This is a genomic window from Pseudomonas sp. ADAK2 TE3594, assembly GCF_053628675.1.
This window is the reverse complement of record NZ_JBRJGV010000001.1, coordinates 5,753,247-5,767,030: the sequence shown is the minus strand read 5'-3', so window position 1 is coordinate 5,767,030 and position 13,784 is coordinate 5,753,247. Positions and strand designations below refer to the sequence as shown.

At 59.6% G+C, this 13,784-nt stretch carries 13 protein-coding genes; 8 read left to right on the top strand and 5 right to left on the bottom strand.

Going from position 1 to position 13,784, the window contains the following annotated elements:
- Nucleotides 1-50 precede the first annotated feature (50 nt).
- A complete protein-coding gene (locus tag AB7M22_RS25995) occupies nucleotides 51-1,472 on the bottom strand; it encodes an aminotransferase-like domain-containing protein (protein WP_454188190.1) in 1,422 nt (473 codons plus the stop codon).
- Between the two features lie 179 nt (nucleotides 1,473-1,651).
- Between AB7M22_RS25995 and AB7M22_RS25990 the strand changes: the two genes are divergently transcribed.
- Nucleotides 1,652-1,897, top strand: a complete 246-nt coding sequence (locus tag AB7M22_RS25990) for a DUF1127 domain-containing protein (protein WP_454188189.1) — start codon at nucleotides 1,652-1,654, stop codon at nucleotides 1,895-1,897.
- A 143-nt stretch (nucleotides 1,898-2,040) separates the two neighbouring features.
- Here AB7M22_RS25990 and AB7M22_RS25985 read toward each other — a convergent pair whose 3' ends face one another.
- Nucleotides 2,041-3,354 (bottom strand): NAD(P)/FAD-dependent oxidoreductase, encoded by a 1,314-nt coding sequence (locus AB7M22_RS25985; protein ID WP_454188188.1) that lies wholly within the window; start codon nucleotides 3,352-3,354, stop codon nucleotides 2,041-2,043.
- Between the two features lie 147 nt (nucleotides 3,355-3,501).
- On the opposite strand from AB7M22_RS25985, the gene AB7M22_RS25980 reads away from it, so the two are divergent.
- Nucleotides 3,502-3,855 (top strand): YkgJ family cysteine cluster protein, encoded by a 354-nt coding sequence (locus tag AB7M22_RS25980; RefSeq protein WP_007894729.1) that lies wholly within the window; start codon nucleotides 3,502-3,504, stop codon nucleotides 3,853-3,855.
- Nucleotides 3,856-3,981: 126 nt separating this feature from the next.
- On the opposite strand, the gene AB7M22_RS25975 is transcribed toward AB7M22_RS25980, so the two are convergent.
- Nucleotides 3,982-4,470 carry an Lrp/AsnC ligand binding domain-containing protein gene (locus tag AB7M22_RS25975; protein WP_003206849.1) on the bottom strand — a complete coding sequence of 163 codons (489 nt, stop codon included), beginning with the start codon at nucleotides 4,468-4,470 and terminating at the stop codon, nucleotides 3,982-3,984.
- A 156-nt stretch (nucleotides 4,471-4,626) separates the two neighbouring features.
- Here AB7M22_RS25975 and dadA point away from each other — a divergent pair, with 156 nt between their 5' ends.
- From dadA to AB7M22_RS25945, 6 genes are all read left to right on the top strand, one after another.
- Entirely contained in the window at nucleotides 4,627-5,931 is a 1,305-nt protein-coding gene (dadA, locus tag AB7M22_RS25970) for a D-amino acid dehydrogenase (protein ID WP_007894735.1), read from the top strand.
- Nucleotides 5,903-6,256: a RidA family protein gene (locus AB7M22_RS25965; RefSeq protein WP_007894740.1), complete on the top strand. Its 354-nt coding sequence runs from the start codon at nucleotides 5,903-5,905 to the stop codon at nucleotides 6,254-6,256. Before dadA ends, AB7M22_RS25965 begins: the two co-directional genes overlap by 29 nt.
- Nucleotides 6,257-6,366: 110 nt before the next feature.
- Nucleotides 6,367-7,440 carry an alanine racemase gene (alr, locus tag AB7M22_RS25960; RefSeq protein ID WP_454188187.1) on the top strand — a complete coding sequence of 358 codons (1,074 nt, stop codon included), beginning with the start codon at nucleotides 6,367-6,369 and terminating at the stop codon, nucleotides 7,438-7,440.
- Nucleotides 7,441-7,568: 128 nt separating this feature from the next.
- Nucleotides 7,569-8,117 (top strand): cupin domain-containing protein, encoded by a 549-nt coding sequence (locus AB7M22_RS25955; protein ID WP_007894746.1) that lies wholly within the window; start codon nucleotides 7,569-7,571, stop codon nucleotides 8,115-8,117.
- Between the two features lie 182 nt (nucleotides 8,118-8,299).
- A complete protein-coding gene (locus AB7M22_RS25950; RefSeq protein WP_033053381.1) occupies nucleotides 8,300-8,716 on the top strand; it encodes a c-type cytochrome in 417 nt (138 codons plus the stop codon).
- Between the two features lie 134 nt (nucleotides 8,717-8,850).
- A complete protein-coding gene (locus AB7M22_RS25945) occupies nucleotides 8,851-10,773 on the top strand; it encodes an acetyl-CoA hydrolase/transferase C-terminal domain-containing protein (protein WP_454188186.1) in 1,923 nt (640 codons plus the stop codon).
- Nucleotides 10,774-10,900: 127 nt separating this feature from the next.
- Here AB7M22_RS25945 and AB7M22_RS25940 read toward each other — a convergent pair whose 3' ends face one another.
- On the bottom strand, nucleotides 10,901-11,473 hold the full coding sequence (locus AB7M22_RS25940; RefSeq protein ID WP_018927509.1) for a xanthine phosphoribosyltransferase: 573 nt from the start codon (nucleotides 11,471-11,473) through the stop codon (nucleotides 10,901-10,903).
- A 69-nt stretch (nucleotides 11,474-11,542) separates the two neighbouring features.
- Nucleotides 11,543-13,552 (bottom strand): DNA helicase Rep, encoded by a 2,010-nt coding sequence (gene rep, locus AB7M22_RS25935; RefSeq protein WP_007894754.1) that lies wholly within the window; start codon nucleotides 13,550-13,552, stop codon nucleotides 11,543-11,545.
- Nucleotides 13,553-13,784: the final 232 nt, after the last annotated feature.

The following is a 13,784-nucleotide window of genomic DNA, read 5'->3' as shown; positions in this document are numbered from 1 at the left end:
TCCGGTGGCGGCCGTTGTTAGTTATATGGACGCCGGATCCCGAAGAAAGGTCAGTCAGTTTCCGCCAGCAGTTTGATGGCTGTTGCACCGACCTTGCGCACTGCTTCTTCGATCTGCGGGGTTGTTTTGGCAGCGTAGTTCATCCGCAGGCAATTGCGGTATTTGCCCGAGGCGGAAAAGATACTGCCAACAGCAATCTGTACGCCTTGATCATGCAGCGCGCGATTGAGTTTCAGGGTGTCGAAGCCTTCCGGCAGTTCGACCCACAGCATGAAGCTGCCTTGCGGACGGCTGGCCCGGGTACCGGCGGGGAAATAGCGGGTCACCCAGTCGATCATCGCGTCGCGATTGCGCTGGTATTGCGTGCGCATCCGCCGCAAATGCGGTTCGAAATGCCCGGCCTTGAGAAATTCGGCAATCGCAATCTGCGGTTGCGGCGCGGTGGAGCCCGTGCTGATGTACTTCATGTGCAGCACCCGTTCCAGATAACGGCCCGGTGCGACCCAACCAATGCGCAGGCCTGGCGCCAGAGTCTTGGAAAAAGAACTGCAGAGCAGGACGCGGCCATCTTCGTCGAAGGATTTGATCGTGCGCGGGCGCGGGTAGGTGTAGGCCAGTTCGCCATACACATCGTCCTCGATAATTGCCACGTCGAAACGCTGTGCGAGCGTCAACAACGCACGTTTGCGCGCCTCCGGCATGATGTAGCCCAGCGGGTTGTTGCAGTTGGGGGTCAACTGTATGGCTTTGATCGGCCATTGCTCCAATGCCAGTTCCAAAGCTTCGAGGCTGATGCCGGTGAGCGGATCGGTGGGGATTTCCAGGGCTTTCATGCCCAGGCCTTTGAGCGTCTGCATGGCGCCGTGAAAGCTCGGCGAGTCCACGGCGACGATGTCTCCTGGCTCGCAAATGGCGCGGATGCTGGTGGACAGCGCTTCATGGCAACCGGTAGTGATCACTAGATCGTTGGCGCTCAACTGGCAGCCGGAATCGAGCATCAGGCGAGCGATCTGTTCGCGCAATTCAAGGGTGCCGTAGATGTTGTCGTAATACAGACCGGGCATGTCCTGGCGACGACTGATTCGCGCCAGACTGCGCAGCAGCGGTTTCATGGTCGGCGTGGTGATGTCCGGCATGCCGCGACCCAGTTGCACGACGTCCTTGCGCGGTACGGCGCGGATCAGTTCCAGCACCTGGTCCCACTGCGAAATATCCACCGGTCGCTGGGCCGGCCGGCCAACCGCTGGCAGCTCCGGCAGTTCGCGACTGACGGGCACGAAGTAGCCGGACTTGGGTTTGGGCATCGCCAGGCCAACGTCTTCCAGCACTCGATAGGCCTGCTGCACCGTGCTCAGGCTGACCCCGTGTTCGACACTCAGTGCCCGCACCGAGGGCAACCGGTCGCCGGGGCGATAGAAGCCCTGTTCGATACGCGTGCCGAGCAACTCGGCGAGGTTGACGTAAAGGGTCATGGCGCAGTCTCGGTGTGAGTGATTCGGTTAACCAGTACAGATGGGGCGAAAATATGTGATTCAGAGGCTGAAACGGAAAATCTGTATGGAGTTAATACATCCTTGTTGAATCTGTAATGCTTTTCGCCGTCCGCGCATCATGAAAGCTCTGGCTACCCAAGTAAACAGGAGCGACGAAAATGAACGGCTTGAGCGATGTGCGGCTGACGTTACACAGTCAGGAACTGGCGGCAGGGCAAAAAAACGGCACACGCGAGGCGGTGATGCGCAACGCGCCGTCCTGCCTGGGTCGCTGGGGCCTGTTCTGGCATCGTCTGCACACGCGAAAGGTGTTGCTGGAATTGACGCCGGAACAGCTCAGGGATGTCGGATTGAGTCAGGAGGAGGCGCAGGAGGAGGGGCTCAAGCCTTTTTGGCGGATCTGAGTTCCAGGGCGTTCTTGCGGGCCTCATCGCGGGCAAGCCCGCTCCCACAATGGTTGCTGGTGTTCACAAGAATTGTGTTCGCCTCTAATCCCTGTGGGAGCGGGCTTGCCCGCGATGAGGCCCGTAAGAATGCAGCTAACCGATCAGACCAACTCCTTCATCCGATGCCACAACATCCCCAACGCCAACAACGGCGAACGCAAATGCTTGCCACCCGGGAAGGTGATATGCGGCACCTTGGCAAACAGGTCGAAACCTCCGCTCTGCTGGCCGCTGATAGCCTCAGCCAACAACTTGCCCGCCAGATGCGTGGCGTTCACCCCATGACCGGAATAGGCCTGGGCGTAATACACATTCGGCTGCTCCTTGAGCCGACCGATCTGCGGCAGGCGATTGGCACCGATGCCAATCATCCCGCCCCATTGATAGTCGATTTTCACCCCGGCCAGTTGTGGGAACACCGCCAGCATCTTCGGTCGCATGTACGCGGCGATGTCTTTCGGGTCGCGCCCTGAATAATGGCAGGCGCCGCCGAACAGCAAGCGTCGGTCGGCCGAGAGTCGGTAGTAATCCAGCGCCACCCGTTGATCGCAGACCGCCATGTTTTGCGGTAACAAAGCGTGAGCCTGTTCTTCACTCAAGGGTTCGGTGGCGATGATGTAACTGCCGGCGGGCAGCACCTTGCCGCCGAGTTGCGGGTTGAGATCGTTGAGGTAGGCGTTGCAACCCAGCACCAGCGTCTTCGCGCGAACCGTGCCCTGGGCGGTGTGGACCTTGACCTCGGGGCCGTAATCGATGCGGGTCACCGCTGATCGTTCGAACAGCTCAACGCCCAATTGTCGGGCGGCGGCCGCTTCACCGAGTGCCAGGTTCAAGGGGTGCAGATGCCCGGAGCCCATGTCGATCAAACCGCCGACATAGCGGTCGGAACCCACCACGCTGTGCATTTCATTGGCTTGCAGCAGACGGGTTTCGTAACGGTAACCGAGGCTATGTAGCTCGATGGCGTCTTCGGCGAAGCCTTCCAGGTCTTGAGCCTTGTTGGCGAGGTCGCAGTAGCCCCAGGTCAGGTCGCAAGGGATCTGAAAACGCTCGATCCGCTGTCGGACGATTTCCACTGCTTCCAGGCCCATCAATTTCATCTGACGCACACCGTCTGCACCGATCACGTTGGCGAATTGATCGAGACCATGGCCGACGCCGCGAATCAATTGCCCGCCATTGCGTCCACTGGCGCCCCAACCGATTTTGTGCGCTTCCAGCAGCACCACGCTGAAGCCCCGTTCGGCCAGTTCGAGCGCGGTGTTCAGCCCGGAGAATCCGCCGCCCACCACGCACACGTCCGCAACCAGATCACCTGTGAGCACCGGCAAATCGGGCTGCGGCAGGCTGCTGGCGGCGTAATAAGAGGCCGCGTGTTGATGGCTCGAGGCAGGTTGCTGAACGGGGGCGTTCATATCCGTCATCCTGATGCGTGTGTTTGAAAAAGTTGACGGAGCATAAGCCGCCGCTTCGGACGCGGGCAACACCGGTCGGTTGGCGCTGTCTGGATCGGGGCTTTTGCGTCAGAATCCCGGTCTATTCCACATTCGGTCACCGCTTCGATGAGTTGCAACAGTCAGAAGATTCGCACGCTGCGCCAGCAGATACCCTCTTTCGAGTGCGTGCCCGGCTGCCATGACTGCTGTGGGCCGGTGACCACTTCGCCCGAAGAAATGTCCCGCCTGCCGCGCAAGACCCGGGCCGAGCAGGATGCGGCGATGGATGAACTCAACTGCGTCCATCTGGGCCCCAATGGCTGCACGGTGTATGACGAGCGACCGCTGATCTGTCGGCTGTTCGGTACCACCAAGACGTTGCCATGCCCCAACGGGAGACGGCCGGTGGAGCTGATCCATCCGCGGGTCGAGAAGCAGATTCATGAATATATGGCTTCTACCCGGCAGGTGCTGGTTTAAGAAGCGGCGTTACTTCAACAGGTCCGAGTCGACTCCATCGCGGGCAAGCCCGCTCCCACAGGTTCACCGCCATACCTGTGGGAGCGGGCTTGCCCGCGATGAGGCCTGAACAGGCGCCACAAAGCCTCAATCCGGAATCGGCAGGTTCAAGCTCTCTTTCACTTCTTCCATCACGATATAGCTCTTGGATTCGCGCACATGCGGCAACTTGAGCAGGATGTCGCCCAGCAGTTTGCGGTACGAGGCCATCTCGGAAATCCGTGCTTTCACCAGATAATCGAAGTCCCCTGATACCAAATGGCATTCCAGTACGTGGGGCAGTTTCAGCACCGCGCGTCGGAACTCTTCGAAAGTATCGCCGGATTTGTAGTCGAGGCTGATCTCGACGAACACCAGCAGGCTACCCTTGAGGTGCTGCGGATTCAGGCGGGCGTTGTAGCCCATGATGATCCCTTCGCGCTCCAGTCGCCGTACCCGTTCGGTGCAGGGCGTGGTGGAGAGACCGACCTTTTCCCCGAGCTCGGTGAAGGAAATGCGCCCGTCCGCTTGCAGGATCCGCAGGATGTTGCGGTCGATCTTGTCCAGCTCACGTTTGGTCTGAGTGTTGGTCCGCATAGGGGATGCGCCTCCGTGAAAAGGGTTTTTGCCGAGAATTGTCGCCAAATATAGGCACTTATATAGTGAAAAGCACTGGATAATCTTTTTTAAACTGCCCACATCTTCGGTCTGCACAATAAACGTCAGCGGTAAGCCGCGATGAGGGATATGAAAATGCGCGTTCTGGTCTTGGGGAGCGGCGTCATCGGTACCGCCAGTGCCTATTATCTGGCACGGGCCGGCTTTGAGGTGACGGTGGTTGACCGTCAGCCCGCGGCGGCCATGGAAACCAGTTTCGCCAACGCCGGGCAGGTTTCGCCGGGTTATGCCTCGCCGTGGGCCGCGCCGGGCGTGCCGCTCAAAGCCATCAAGTGGCTGTTGCAGCGTCACGCGCCATTGGCGATCAAGGCCACCGCCGACATCGACCAATACCTGTGGATGGCGCAAATGCTGCGCAACTGCACCGCCAGCCGTTACGCGGTGAACAAGGAACGCATGGTGCGCCTGTCCGAGTACAGCCGTGACTGCCTCGACGAATTGCGCGCCGAAACCGGCATTGCCTACGAAGGCCGCAGCCTCGGTACTACCCAGCTGTTCCGCACCCAGGCGCAGCTCGATGGCGCCGCCAAAGACATCGCCGTGCTGAAAGAGTCCGGCGTGCCGTTCGAACTGCTCGACCGCGCCGGCATTGCCCGGGTCGAACCGGCCCTGGCCAGTGTCACCGACATTCTCGCCGGTGCCTTGCGCCTGCCGAACGACCAGACCGGCGACTGCCAGATCTTCACCACCCGCCTGGCCGAAATGGCCACGAAACTGGGTGTGGAATTCCGTTTCGGCCAGGACATCCAGCGCCTCGACTTCGCCGGTGATCGCATCAACGGCGTGTGGATCGACGGCAAGCTGGAAACCGCCGACCGCTACGTGCTGGCGCTCGGCAGCTACTCGCCGCAACTGCTCAAGCCGTTAGGCATCCGGGCCCCGGTGTATCCGCTCAAGGGTTACTCGCTGACCGTGCCGATCATCAACCCGGCGATGGCCCCGACGTCGACCATTCTCGACGAGACCTATAAGGTCGCGATCACCCGTTTCGACAACCGCATCCGCGTCGGCGGCATGGCGGAAATCGCCGGTTTTGACCTGTCGTTGAACCCGCGTCGACGCGAAACCCTGGAGATGATCGTCAACGACCTTTATCCTCAGGGCGGCGATCTGGCCCAGGCGAGTTTCTGGACCGGCCTGCGTCCGACCACTCCGGACGGCACCCCGATTGTCGGTGCCACACCGTTCAAAAACCTGTTCCTGAATACCGGCCACGGCACGCTCGGTTGGACCATGGCCTGCGGTTCCGGTCGTTTGCTGGCTGACCTGATGGCGAAGAGAACGCCGCAGATCAGCGCCGAAGGCCTCGATATTTCCCGTTATGGCAACAAACTCAAGGAGTCCGCAAAACATGTCAATCCAGCGCCAGCTCACCAATGAACGCATGAGCCAGATCGTCGTCCACAACAGCACTGTTTATCTGGCAGGGCAGGTCGGCGATGACATGAGCGCCGGGATTGAACAGCAGACCCGTGAAACCCTCGCCAACATCGAGCGTTTGCTGGATCTGGCCGGCACCGACAAGAACCGTCTGCTGTCGGTGACGATTTACCTGAAAGACATCGATGCGCACTTCGCAGGCATGAATTCGGTGTGGGACCAGTGGCTGCCAAAAGGCGTCGCTCCGGCCCGCGCGACGGTCGAATCGAAGCTGTGCGAACCGCAAATCCTGGTCGAGCTGTCGGTTGTTGCCGCGCTGCCATAACGCTCTACCGTAAAGCCAAGCCAGAAAGATCCCTCTCCCGGTGCTGTTGGCGGTTCACGCTGTCAGCCAGCGCCGGTTTTTTTTCAATGACCGACTAGAAGTCTGCCGCCATGCGTCCAGCCCGTGCCCTGATCGACCTTCAAGCCCTGCGCCACAACTACCGGATCGCCCGTGAAGTCACGGGGGCCAAGGCCCTCGCGGTGATCAAGGCCGATGCCTATGGTCATGGCGCGGTACGCTGCGCCCAGGCGCTGGAAGCCGAGGCGGACGGGTTTGCCGTGGCATGCATCGAAGAAGCGTTGGAGCTGCGCGCCGCCGGCATTCGTGCGCCGGTGTTGTTGCTGGAAGGCTTTTTCGAAGCCGATGAGCTGTCGCTGATCGTCGAGCATGACTTCTGGTGCGTGGTGCATTCGCTGTGGCAGCTCGAAGCCATCGAAAAAGCCGCGCTGAGCAAACCGATCACGGTCTGGCTCAAGCTTGACTCGGGCATGCATCGGGTTGGCCTGCACCCGGCGGATTACCAGGCGGCCTATCAACGGCTGCTGGCCAGCGGCAAAGTGGCGAAGATCGTGCTGATGAGTCACTTCGCTCGTGCCGATGAGCTGCACTGCCAGACCAGCGCCGAGCAGGTTGCGGTGTTCGAGGCGGCGCGTCAGGGGTTGTCGGCTGAAATCAGCCTGCGTAATTCGCCGGCGGTGCTCGGTTGGCCACAGATTCCGAGCGATTGGGTGCGCCCGGGCATCATGCTCTATGGCGCGACACCGTTCGAAGAGGCCAATGCCGTGGCGTCTCGCCTGCAACCGGTGATGACCCTGGAATCGAAAGTGATTTGTGTGCGTGAACTGCCGGCCGGCGAGCCAATTGGTTACGGCGCGAAATTCGTCACCCCTAAGCCAATGCGCGTGGGCGTGGTGGCGATGGGGTATGCCGACGGTTATCCGCGCCAGGCGCCGAGCGGCACGCCGGTGCTGGTAGCCGGGCAGCGCAGTCAGTTACTGGGGCGGGTGTCGATGGACATGCTCTGTGTCGACCTGACCGACGTGCCGCAAGCCGGCCTTGGTTCGCCCGTCGAGTTGTGGGGTAAAAATATCCTCGCCAGTGACGTTGCGACGGCCGCGGGCACGATTCCTTACCAGATTTTCTGCAACCTGCGTCGGGTGCCGCTGCTCTATTCCGGGGCCTGACGAAAAACGTTCCCGACCGAAAGTCGCTTCGCCAAACTGGATTCAGGCCCAAGTGTTGTAAATACTGAACGCTGTCGCCATGATAACGCTCAATATTCCTGCAACCTGAATCCCTGGAGGCTCCAGCATTGGACGTCGGTGAACGACTGCAATCGATCCGTAAGCTCAAAGGTCTTTCCCAGCGTGAGCTCGCCAAACGCGCGGGTGTAACCAACAGCACCATTTCGATGATCGAGAAAAACAGCGTCAGCCCCTCGATCAGTTCGCTGAGGAAGGTGTTGGGCGGGATTCCCATGTCCATGGTCGAGTTCTTTTCCGAAGAAATCCTGCAGGAAAAACCGACTCAGATCGTCTACAAAGCCCACGAGCTGATCGATATTTCCGATGGGGCAGTGACCATGAAACTGGTCGGCCGGGCTCATCCGAGCCGGGCTATCGCGTTTCTCAACGAAATCTACCCGCCAGGTGCCGATACCGGTGACGAGATGCTCACCCATGAGGGCGAGGAAACCGGGATTCTGGTGGAAGGGCGGCTGGAACTGGTGGTCGGGCTCGAAACATTTGTGCTTGAAGCCGGCGACAGCTACTACTTTGAAAGTACCAAGCCGCACCGTTTCCGTAATCCGTTCGATGCTCCGGCGCGACTAATCAGCGCAGCTACCCCAGCGAATTTCTAAGAGAAGAGGCGTCCTGCCCGGATTGTGGAGACGCCCATGCTGTATTCCCATCCCACGACAAGACCCCTTCGACTTTGGGGTTGTTTCAGTGTGACGGGCTTACCGCTATACTTGCGCCCGCCTGCGAACCGTGGCCGTGGGCGTGACTAGCCACCATTGAGGGTGAACGCGTGAATCTAATTATGAAAATGCTGGCCGTACCAGCAACCGTATTGGCCCTTTGGGCAGTCAGCGCACAAGCAGCGACCAACGACGATATTGCTAAACGTCTTGAGCCAGTCGGCCAGGTTTGTGTGCAGGGCAAAGAGTGCAAGGGGATGGAAGTCGCAGCATCTGCTGGTGGCGGTGGTGGTGCCAAGACCCCTGACGAAGTGATTGCGAAACATTGCAACGCTTGCCACGGTACCGGCCTGTTGGGCGCGCCGAAAATCGGTGATGCTGCAGCCTGGGGCGAACGCGCCAAGAAAGAAGGTGGTGTTGACGGCCTGCTCGCCAAAGCAATTTCCGGCCTCAATGCGATGCCGCCAAAAGGCACCTGCGCCGATTGCGCCGATGCTGAGCTCAAGGGCGCCATCCAGAAGATGTCTGGCCTGAAATAAGCCTTCATTTTCAGCGAAAAGCCGCTTACGAGCGGCTTTTTTGTGCCTGCGATTTACCCCTGAGGCTATGCTTTGCAGCAAAGACCCGGCAAGCTCGGTCCAACCCCAATTCATGGAACGGGCGGGAGGATCAGATGGTGCAGTTGTGTTCTATCGAACAGGCGGTCGATGACGTTCTGGCGCGGTTGCCGGCGCATATCCACATGGGATTGCCGCTTGGGCTGGGCAAGCCCAATCACTTCGTCAATGCGCTGTATCAACGGATCGCGCAACTGCCCGAGCGGCAGCTGACGATTTACACCGCCCTGTGCCTCGGACGCCCGCCATTGGGCGATGGCTTGCAAAAGCGCTTCCTCGAACCCTTCATCGAGCGGGTGTTCGGCGACTACCCGGAGCTGGATTTCCTCGCCGACCTGCATCGCGACAGCCTGCCGGCCAACATTCACATCAATCAGTTTTTCATGCAGCCGGGCAGCCTGCTTGATTGCGCACCGGCCCAGCAGGATTACGTCAGCAGCAATTACAGCCACGCCGCCCGGGACATCAATGCCGCCGGCTTGAACCTGGTCGCACAACTGGTCGCCAGCCACAGCGAGCATCCCGATCGCCTGAGCCTGAGCTGCAACCCGGACATCACCCTCGACCTGCTTCCGATGATCGCCAAACGCCGGGCGGCGGGGGAAACGATCCTGCTGGTGGGCCAGGTGCACAACGATTTGCCGTACATGCCCGGCGATGCGGAAATCGGCATCGACACCTTCGACCTGCTGATCGACGCGAAGGACAGCACCACGCTGTTTTCTACACCGAATATGCCAGTGGGTTTCCAGGATCATTTCATCGGGCTGCACGCCAGCACGCTGGTGCGCGACGGCGGCACCTTGCAGATTGGCATCGGCGCCATGGGCGATGCCCTGACGGCAGCGTTGCTGGCGCGGCAGGCTGACAGTGACGGTTACAAGGCGTTGCTGGCGGATCTGAATCTCAGCCAGTGGGCGCAATTGATTGAGCGTGAAGGAGGTATCGAACCGTTCGCCAAGGGCCTTTACGGTTGCAGCGAAATGTTCGTCAACGGCTTGTTGGTGTTGGCCGACGCCGGGATCGTGCGGCGTAAGGTCTACCCCGATGTACCAACCCAGCAGCAGGCGAATGCCGGGACACTGGACGAAGCTACGCAGACTGACGGCATCTCGGTGCATGGCGGGTTTTTCCTCGGGCCGCGCAGTTTCTACGAGCGCTTGCGCGAGTTGCCGCAAAGCAAGCGGCTCGAATTCAACATGACCCGCATCAGCTACATCAACGAGCTCTACGGTCAGGAAGAACTCAAACGCTTGCAGCGCCTCGATGCGCGCTTCATCAACACGGTCTTCACCATGACTCTGCTCGGCGCCGGCGTGGCCGATCAACTCGAAGACGGGCGGGTGCTGAGCGGTGTCGGCGGGCAATACAACTTCGTCGTCCAGGGCCATGCGCTGGAAGGCGCGCGTTCGATTCTGCTGCTGCGCAGTTGGCGCGAGTCGGGCGGTGAAGTCAGTTCGAATATCGTCTGGCAATACGGCCATTGCACGATCCCACGGCATCTGCGGGACATCGTCGTCACCGAGTACGGCATCGCCGATTTGCGCGGCAAAACCGACGCGGCGGTGATCGAGGCGTTGCTCAACATCAGCGACTCACGTTTCCAGCCAGGGCTGATCGAGCAGGCGCAGAACGTTGGCAAATTGCCGAAGCATTTTCGCCTCGATCCGCGTTTCGCCGACAACAGCCCACAGCGGTTGCAGGCCATTCAGGCTCGGCATTCGAATCTGTTTCCGGAGTATCCGTTGGGCTGCGATTTCACTGCTGAGGAGCGGGACTTATTGCGGGCGCTGAACTGGTTGAAGAGCAAGTTCAAACTGACGGAGATTCTGGAATTGGGCAAGGCTGCGCTGGATGCGCCAGCGCCTTCGGAGTTTCCGGTGCATCTGGAGCGGATGCAACTGACGAAACCGGAGGGTTTGAAAGAGGATTTGTTTCAGCGGTTACTGCTGACAGGCCTGAAGGCCACCGCGCAGTAACAGCCAACACAAAAACCTGTGGGAGCGGGCTTGCCCGCGATGGCGGTGGAACAGCCAACATCAATGTTGAATGTTATGACCTCATCGCGGGCAAGCCCGCTCCCACAGGTTCGGTGATGCAGCGGGTTTATTCGATGAAGGTTACAACGCCATCCTTCAGCGACTGCACCCGAGCCAACGATTCAACGCGATAACCCTGCGCATCCAGTTCCGCACGGCCGCCCTGGAACGACTTCTCGATCACAATACCCAAGCCGGCAACCGTCGCGCCGGCCTGTTTGATGATCGAGATCAGCGCTTGCGACGCCTTACCGTTGGCCAAAAAGTCGTCGATGATCAGCACGCGGTCGCTGCTGGTCAGGTGGCGCGGGGAGATCGCCACGGTGCTTTCGGTCTGCTTGGTGAACGAGTAAACGGTCGCCGACAGCAGGTTCTCAGTCAGGGTCAGGGACTGATGCTTGCGCGCAAAAATCACCGGTACGCCAAGGTTCAGACCGGTCATGATCGCCGGCGCAATGCCCGAGGCTTCAATGGTGACGATCTTGGTGATGCCCGAATCCTTGAACAGCGAGGCGAATTCGTCGCCGATCAGCTTCATCAGGGCCGGGTCGATCTGGTGGTTCAGAAAGGCGTCGACTTTCAGGACCTGGTCGGAAAGCACGATGCCTTCTTCGCGAATTTTCTTGTGCAGTGCTTCCATGAAGCTTTCCTCTACTGACGCCATGTGCGCCTGGCGTGTAAAAAGTGTGCGGTTAAAAAGTAGCCAATTCTAGCGCTTTAACATCGCGCGTATATCCGCCAATGCGGTATTACCGCGAACGGCTTTGACTTCAACAGGGGTGTCGTCATTGCCTTCCCAGGCCAGGTCGTCCGGCGGCAGCTCATCGAGGAAGCGGCTGGGCGCGCAGTCGATGATCTCGCCGTATTGCTTACGCTTGGCGGCGAAGGTGAACGCCAACGTCTGACGCGCTCGGGTAATCCCGACGTAGGCCAGGCGACGTTCCTCTTCAATGGTGTCGGCTTCGATGCTGGAGCGGTGCGGGAGAATTTCCTCTTCCATGCCCATGATGAACACGTAGGGGAATTCCAGACCCTTGGAGGCATGCAAGGTCATCATCTGCACACCTTCGGCGCCGTCTTCCTCTTCCTGCTGACGCTCCAGCATGTCGCGCAGGACGAGTTTGCCGATGGCGTCTTCGACGGTCATCTCGCCTTCTTCGTCTTTCTCCAGGGTGTTCTTCAGCGCCTCGATCAGGAACCAGACGTTACCCATGCGGTAATCGGCGGCCTTGTCACTGGAGCTGTTGGTGCGCAGCCAGTTCTCGTAGTCGATGTCCATGACCATGCTGCGCAGGGCGGAGATCGGGTCTTCGCCGGCGCACTGCTCGCGGACCTTGTCCATGAAACGCTTGAAGCGCGACAGGCGATCGGTGAAGCGCGTGTCCAGATGCTCGCCCAAGCCGATTTCGTCGGTGGCGGCGTACATCGAGATTTTTCGCTCGGTGGCGTAGTTGCCCAGCTTCTCCAGCGTGGTCGAACCGATCTCCCGGCGTGGGACGTTGATCACCCGCAGGAAGGCGTTGTCGTCGTCCGGGTTCACGATCAGGCGGAAGTAGGCCATCAGGTCTTTCACTTCCTGACGTCCGAAGAAACTGTTGCCGCCGGACAGGCGATACGGAATCTGGTGGTGCTGCAGCTTCAGCTCGATCAGCTTGGCCTGGTAGTTGCCGCGATACAGGATCGCAAAATCGCTGTATGGCCGATCCGTGCGCAGGTGCAGGGTCAGCAGTTCCACGGCCACGCGCTCGGCTTCGGCGTCTTCGTTGCGGCAACGGATCACGCGGATTTCGTCGCCGTGGCCCATCTCACTCCACAGCTGCTTTTCGAACTCGTGCGGGTTGTTCGAGATCAGCACGTTGGCGCAGCGCAGGATGCGGCTGGTGGAGCGGTAGTTCTGCTCGAGCATCACCACTTTCAGGGATGGGTAATCATCCTTGAGCAGCATCAGGTTTTCTGGACGGGCGCCGCGCCAGGCGTAGATCGACTGGTCGTCATCGCCCACCACGGTGAATTGGTTACGCTTGCCGATCAGCAGTTTCACCAGCAAATACTGGCTGGCGTTGGTGTCCTGGTATTCGTCCACCAGCAGGTAGCGGACCTTGTTCTGCCATTTTTCCAGGATATCGTCGTGTTCCTGGAACAGTTTTACCGGCAGCAGGATCAGGTCGTCGAAGTCCACCGCGTTGAACGCCTTGAGCGTGCGCTGGTAGTGGGTGTAGACGATGGCGGCGGTCTGTTCCTTGGGATTGCGTGCGTTTTCCAGGGCTTCGGGCGGCAGGATCAGGTCGTTTTTCCACGAGCCGATCATGTTCTTGATCTCGTCGACACCGTCGTCGCCCGAGTATTCCTTCTGCATGATGTCGGTCATCAGGGCTTTGACGTCGGTCTCGTCGAAGATCGAGAAGCCCGGTTTATAGCCCAGCCGCACGTGTTCCTTGCGGATGATGTTCAGGCCCAGGTTGTGGAAGGTGCAGACCGTCAGGCCGCGGCCTTCACCGCCCTTGAGCAGCGTGCCGACCCGCTCCTTCATCTCGCGCGCGGCCTTGTTGGTAAAGGTCATGGCGACAATGTATTGGGCGCGGATGCCACAGCTCTGGATCAAATGCGCAATTTTGCGGGTGATCACGCTGGTCTTGCCGGAGCCTGCGCCGGCGAGCACCAAAAGAGGGCCGCCGACGTAGCTCACGGCTTCTTGCTGCCGGGGATTGAGTCGGGACATACGAAATCAGGGAGTCATTAGCGAAATGGGCCGGCATTTTAACAGGCTCAGCGAATTGTGCTGCTCTCTCCGACTTGTGACGCAACACGCTATCTCTATTTGCCGGTTTTGCTACTTTCACGCAGGATGCGCAGTGAATTTGCGTCTAATGTTCGTATTCAAGACGCAAAAGCCGTGTTTGATAACCGATGTCATTTTGTCATTGGTTATCTGCGCGGCATAATGCCCGCCG